Source organism: Zafaria sp. Z1313 (assembly GCF_050563205.1).
Taxonomy (GTDB): Bacteria; Actinomycetota; Actinomycetes; order Actinomycetales; family Micrococcaceae; genus JAZDCJ01.
Map to the genome: position 1 here is coordinate 1 of NZ_JBNWUK010000041.1, position 5712 is coordinate 5712.

At 58.3% G+C, this 5712-nt stretch carries 3 rRNA genes; all 3 read right to left on the reverse strand.

Going from position 1 to position 5712, the window contains the following annotated elements:
- Nucleotide 1 precedes the first annotated feature (1 nt).
- The 3 genes from rrf to ACQ3I4_RS16455 all read right to left on the reverse strand — a co-directional run bounded on the left by rrf (nt 2) and on the right by ACQ3I4_RS16455 (nt 5540).
- A 5S ribosomal RNA gene (gene rrf / locus ACQ3I4_RS16445) occupies nt 2–118 on the reverse strand.
- A 158-nt stretch (nt 119–276) separates the two neighbouring features.
- Nucleotides 277–3410: ribosomal RNA gene (locus ACQ3I4_RS16450) — 23S ribosomal RNA — on the reverse strand.
- A 604-nt stretch (nt 3411–4014) separates the two neighbouring features.
- Nucleotides 4015–5540 (reverse strand): 16S ribosomal RNA (locus ACQ3I4_RS16455).
- Together the 16S, 23S and 5S rRNA genes form the textbook arrangement of a ribosomal RNA operon.
- Between the last annotated feature and the right edge of the window lie 172 nt (nt 5541–5712).

Here is a 5712-nt window from a genome sequence, read left to right on the forward strand (position 1 = left end):
TGTCCGGCGGTGTCCTACTCTCCCACACCCTCCCGAGTGCAGTACCATCGGCGCTGTGGGTCTTAGCTTCCGGGTTCGGTATGGGACCGGGCGTTTCCCCCACGCTATGACCGCCGTAACCCTTGCTCCGCGACCCCCGTGGTGGGGGTGGGAAATCTTGTGGGTCACGTGGTTGTTTCCGTGACAGTGGTTCTATTTGATTGTAGCGAAACTGGTTGTTGTTTCGGTACCGCATAGTGGACGCAGCATGCTTGCCACACACGTGGTGTGGTGTTTGTGGTGTAAGTTGTCGGCCTATTAGTACGGGTCGGCTTCACGAGTCTTTGGTCCTCGCTTCCACGTCCCGCCTATCAACCCAGTGGTCTGGCTGGGGGCCTCTCGCCATCTAGTGGCATGGAAATCTCATCTTGAAGCGGGCTTCCCGCTTAGATGCTTTCAGCGGTTATCCCATCCGAACGTAGCCAATCAGCGGTGCACTTGGCAGTACAACTGACACACCAGAGGTTCGTCCGTCCCGGTCCTCTCGTACTAAGGACAGCCCTTCTCAAATTTCCTGCGCGCGCAGCGGATAGGGACCGAACTGTCTCACGACGTTCTAAACCCAGCTCGCGTACCGCTTTAATGGGCGAACAGCCCAACCCTTGGGACCTACTCCAGCCCCAGGATGCGACGAGCCGACATCGAGGTGCCAAACCATGCCGTCGATATGGACTCTTGGGCAAGATCAGCCTGTTATCCCCGAGGTACCTTTTATCCGTTGAGCGACGGCCCTTCCACGAGGTGCCGCCGGATCACTAGTCCCGACTTTCGTCCCTGCTCGAGCTGTCGCTCTCACAGTCAAGCTCCCTTGTGCACTTACACTCGACACCTGATTGCCAACCAGGCTGAGGGAACCTTTGGGCGCCTCCGTTACTTTTTGGGAGGCAACCGCCCCAGTTAAACTACCCATCAGGCACTGTCCCTGACCCAGATCATGGGCCGAAGTTAGGAATCCGGTACGGCCAGAGTGGTATTTCAACGACGACTCCACGGCCACTGGCGTGTCCGCTTCACAGTCTCCCACCTATCCTACACAAGCCGCACCGAACACCAATACCAAACTATAGTAAAGGTCTCGGGGTCTTTCCGTCCTGCTGCGCGTAACGAGCATCTTTACTCGTAGTGCAATTTCGCCGAGTTCATGGTTGAGACAGCGGGGAAGTCGTTACTCCATTCGTGCAGGTCGGAACTTACCCGACAAGGAATTTCGCTACCTTAGGATGGTTATAGTTACCACCGCCGTTTACTGGGGCTTGAATTCCCGGCTTCGCCTTGCGGCTGACCGGTCCTCTTAACCTTCCAGCACCGGGCAGGAGTCAGTCCGTATACATCGTCTTGCGACTTCGCACGGACCTGTGTTTTTAGTAAACAGTCGCTTCCCCCTGGTCTCTGCGGCCCCGATCCCCTCACACACGCGTGGCGTGCTCAGGGTTGGGGCCCCCCTTCTCCCGAAGTTACGGGGGCATTTTGCCGAGTTCCTTAACCATGATTCTCTCGATCGCCTTGGTATTCTCTACCTGATCACCTGTGTCGGTTTGGGGTACGGGCGGTTGGAACCTCGCGCCGATGCTTTTCTTGGCAGCATAGGATCACCGGATCACCCACCAACGTGGGCGCCTATCGGGTCTGAGCCATGTAACGGGGAACGGATTTGCCTATTCCCCGGCCTACGCCCTTGGACCAGGTCGATTCCATTGCCTGGCCCGGCTACCTTCCTGCGTCACACCTGTTAATACGCTGACCTCGCCGGCTCGGTTCCCGCGCCGCCCACCCGGTGGGAGCCCCGAAGGGATCCCGGTGGATGGTTGGGGCGGTTAGCATCGCCGGTCCGGTAGGGACGGTTCTTCACCGGTACGGGAATATCAACCCGTTGTCCATCGACTACGCCTGTCGGCCTCGCCTTAGGTCCCGACTTACCCAGGGCAGATTAGCTTGACCCTGGAACCCTTGATCATTCGGCGGACGGGTTTCCCACCCGTCTTTCGCTACTCATGCCTGCATTCTCACTCGTGCCGGCTCCACCACTGGTTTCCACCGCGGCTTCACTGCCGGCACGACGCTCCCCTACCCACCCGGACGGCTGGACCACGAAGGCCTGCCTGGTATCCGGATGACGCGACTTCGGCGGTGTGCTTGAGCCCCGCTACATTGTCGGCGCGGAATCACTTGACCAGTGAGCTATTACGCACTCTTTCAAGGGTGGCTGCTTCTAAGCCAACCTCCTGGTTGTCTGGGCAACTCCACATCCTTTCCCACTTAGCACACGCTTGGGGGCCTTAGTCGGCGTTCTGGGCTGTTTCCCTCTCGACCATGAAGCTTATCCCCCACGGTCTCACTGCTGCGCTCTGACTTACCGGCATTCGGAGTTTGGCTGACGTCAGTAACCTGGTCGGGCCCATCGGCCATCCAGTAGCTCTACCTCCGGCAAGAAACACGCAACGCTGCACCTAAATGCATTTCGGGGAGAACCAGCTATCACGGAGTTTGATTGGCCTTTCACCCCTACCCACAGCTCATCCCCTCCATTTTCAACTGAAGTGGGTTCGGTCCTCCACGCGCTCTTACACGCGCTTCAACCTGGCCATGGGTAGATCACTCCGCTTCGGGTCTAGACCGTGCCACTGAATCGCCCTATTCAGACTCGCTTTCGCTACGGCTCCCCCACACGGGTTAACCTCGCGACACAGCACTAACTCGCAGGCTCATTCTTCAAAAGGCACGCCGTCACCCCAACAAGGAGGCTCCGACGGATTGTAGGCACACGGTTTCAGGTACTGTTTCACTCCCCTCCCGGGGTACTTTTCACCTTTCCCTCACGGTACTTGTCCGCTATCGGTCATTGGGTAGTATTCAGGCTTACCAGGTGGTCCTGGCGGATTCGCACGGGATTTCTCGGGCCCCGTACTACTTGGGATGCCACCACAGGACGGCGGAACGCATTACGGCTACGGGACTCACACCCCCTCTGGTCCGGCCTTCAAACCGGTTCGCCTATACGCCCGCACCTCGCCCCACCAGCCCGGCAGAACTGGTATGGATGGTCCCACGACCCCGGCCATGCAACGCCCGCCGGCTATCACACATGGACCGGTTTAGCCCCATCCGCTTTCGCTCGCCACTACTCACGGAATCACTGTTGTTTTCTCTTCCTGCGGGTACTGAGATGTTTCACTTCCCCGCGTTCCCCCCGGACAGCCTATGTGTTCAGCTGCCGGTCACACAGACACTCGCGCGCTGTGCGGGGTTTCCCCATTCGGAAATCCTGGCCTCAACGTCCGGTTATCGACTCCACCAGGCTTATCGCAGATTCCCACGTCCTTCTTCGGCTCCCAATGCCAAGGCATCCACCGTGCGCCCTTGAAAACTTGACCACAAACAGGCCAAGCAAGAGCACTTACTTACGAACAATCGAGAAAACCACGCCCACCCACACCGGGGCGGACAGGGTCTTCCATCATCAAAGAAATTGCTATTGCACTCCACCACCCACAGGGACAAACCCCGAAGGCGATGGCATACAAGATGCTCGCGTCCACTATGCAGTTCCCAAACAACAACCCCCATCACACCCACCACCAACCCCCCACCCCCGCAACACCAGCACAACACTGGGAAACAAGGACGATACGGGGCCGGCTTAGGCCATGCGCGGGAAAACAACAACCACCCACCCCCCCCGGCACGAACACCGGCTCAGGCAGGGCGCCTGTTGCTTCAGGGCCCAACAGTGTGCCATGGACCCGGGACCACCAACCCCCCACCGCTTTCCCACCCCACCCACACACCCCACAAAAAGGGGGCGCACGGACCAGGCGTACTCACGAACAGGGGACCAGCAAGATCCCAGGCCACGATTCATCGACATTCCACCCATGAGCGCCCGCCCGCCAACATCCGTGGCGGCAACGGGCAAACACTGAACACCACCACCAAAGGACATGCATCCCCGGCGGATAAGTGCTAGCTGCTCCTTAGAAAGGAGGTGATCCAGCCGCACCTTCCGGTACGGCTACCTTGTTACGACTTAGTCCCAATCGCCGGTCCCACCTTCGACGGCTCCCTCCCACAAGGGGTTGGGCCACCGGCTTCGGGTGTTACCAACTTTCGTGACTTGACGGGCGGTGTGTACAAGGCCCGGGAACGTATTCACCGCAGCGTTGCTGATCTGCGATTACTAGCGACTCCGACTTCATGGGGTCGAGTTGCAGACCCCAATCCGAACTGAGACCGGCTTTTTGGGATTAGCTCCACCTCACAGTATCGCAACCCTTTGTACCGGCCATTGTAGCATGCGTGAAGCCCAAGACATAAGGGGCATGATGATTTGACGTCGTCCCCACCTTCCTCCGAGTTGACCCCGGCAGTCTCCCATGAGTCCCCGGCATAACCCGCTGGCAACATGGAACGAGGGTTGCGCTCGTTGCGGGACTTAACCCAACATCTCACGACACGAGCTGACGACAACCATGCACCACCTGTGAACCGGCCCCAAAGGGGAAGGACTGTTTCCAGCCCGGTCCGGCCCATGTCAAGCCTTGGTAAGGTTCTTCGCGTTGCATCGAATTAATCCGCATGCTCCGCCGCTTGTGCGGGCCCCCGTCAATTCCTTTGAGTTTTAGCCTTGCGGCCGTACTCCCCAGGCGGGGCACTTAATGCGTTAGCTACGACGCGGAAAACGTGGAATGTCCCCCACATCTAGTGCCCAACGTTTACGGCATGGACTACCAGGGTATCTAATCCTGTTCGCTCCCCATGCTTTCGCTCCTCAGCGTCAGTTACTGCCCAGAGACCTGCCTTCGCCATCGGTGTTCCTCCTGATATCTGCGCATTTCACCGCTACACCAGGAATTCCAGTCTCCCCTACAGCACTCTAGCCTGCCCGTACCCACCGCAGATCCGGGGTTGAGCCCCGGACTTTCACGGCAGACGCGACAAACCGCCTACGAGCTCTTTACGCCCAATAATTCCGGATAACGCTCGCGCCCTACGTATTACCGCGGCTGCTGGCACGTAGTTAGCCGGCGCTTCTTCTGCAGGTACCGTCACTTGCGCTTCTTCCCTACTGAAAGAGGTTTACAACCCGAAGGCCGTCATCCCTCACGCGGCGTCGCTGCATCAGGCTTGCGCCCATTGTGCAATATTCCCCACTGCTGCCTCCCGTAGGAGTCTGGGCCGTGTCTCAGTCCCAGTGTGGCCGGTCACCCTCTCAGGCCGGCTACCCGTCGTCGCCTTGGTAGGCCATTACCCCACCAACAAGCTGATAGGCCGCGAGCCCATCCCCAACCAATGAATCTTTCCACCAACACACCATGCGGTGGCCGGTCATATCCGGTATTAGACCCAGTTTCCCAGGCTTATCCCAGAGTCGGGGGCAGGTTGCTCACGTGTTACTCACCCGTTCGCCACTAATCCACCCAGCAAGCTGGGCATCATCGTTCGACTTGCATGTGTTAAGCACGCCGCCAGCGTTCATCCTGAGCCAGGATCAAACTCTCCGTAAAAAAATACAGACACAACCAAACCCACAGGAAAATGCGGACCCAGCTGCACCAAGTCAAAAAATCCCGGCAAAAAACCCTCCCAGCACCACGGGGGTGGCACCAGAAAAGCCATTCACCAATACAAAAATCGGTGTCAACAAACATGGCACACTATTGAGTTCTCAAACAACAG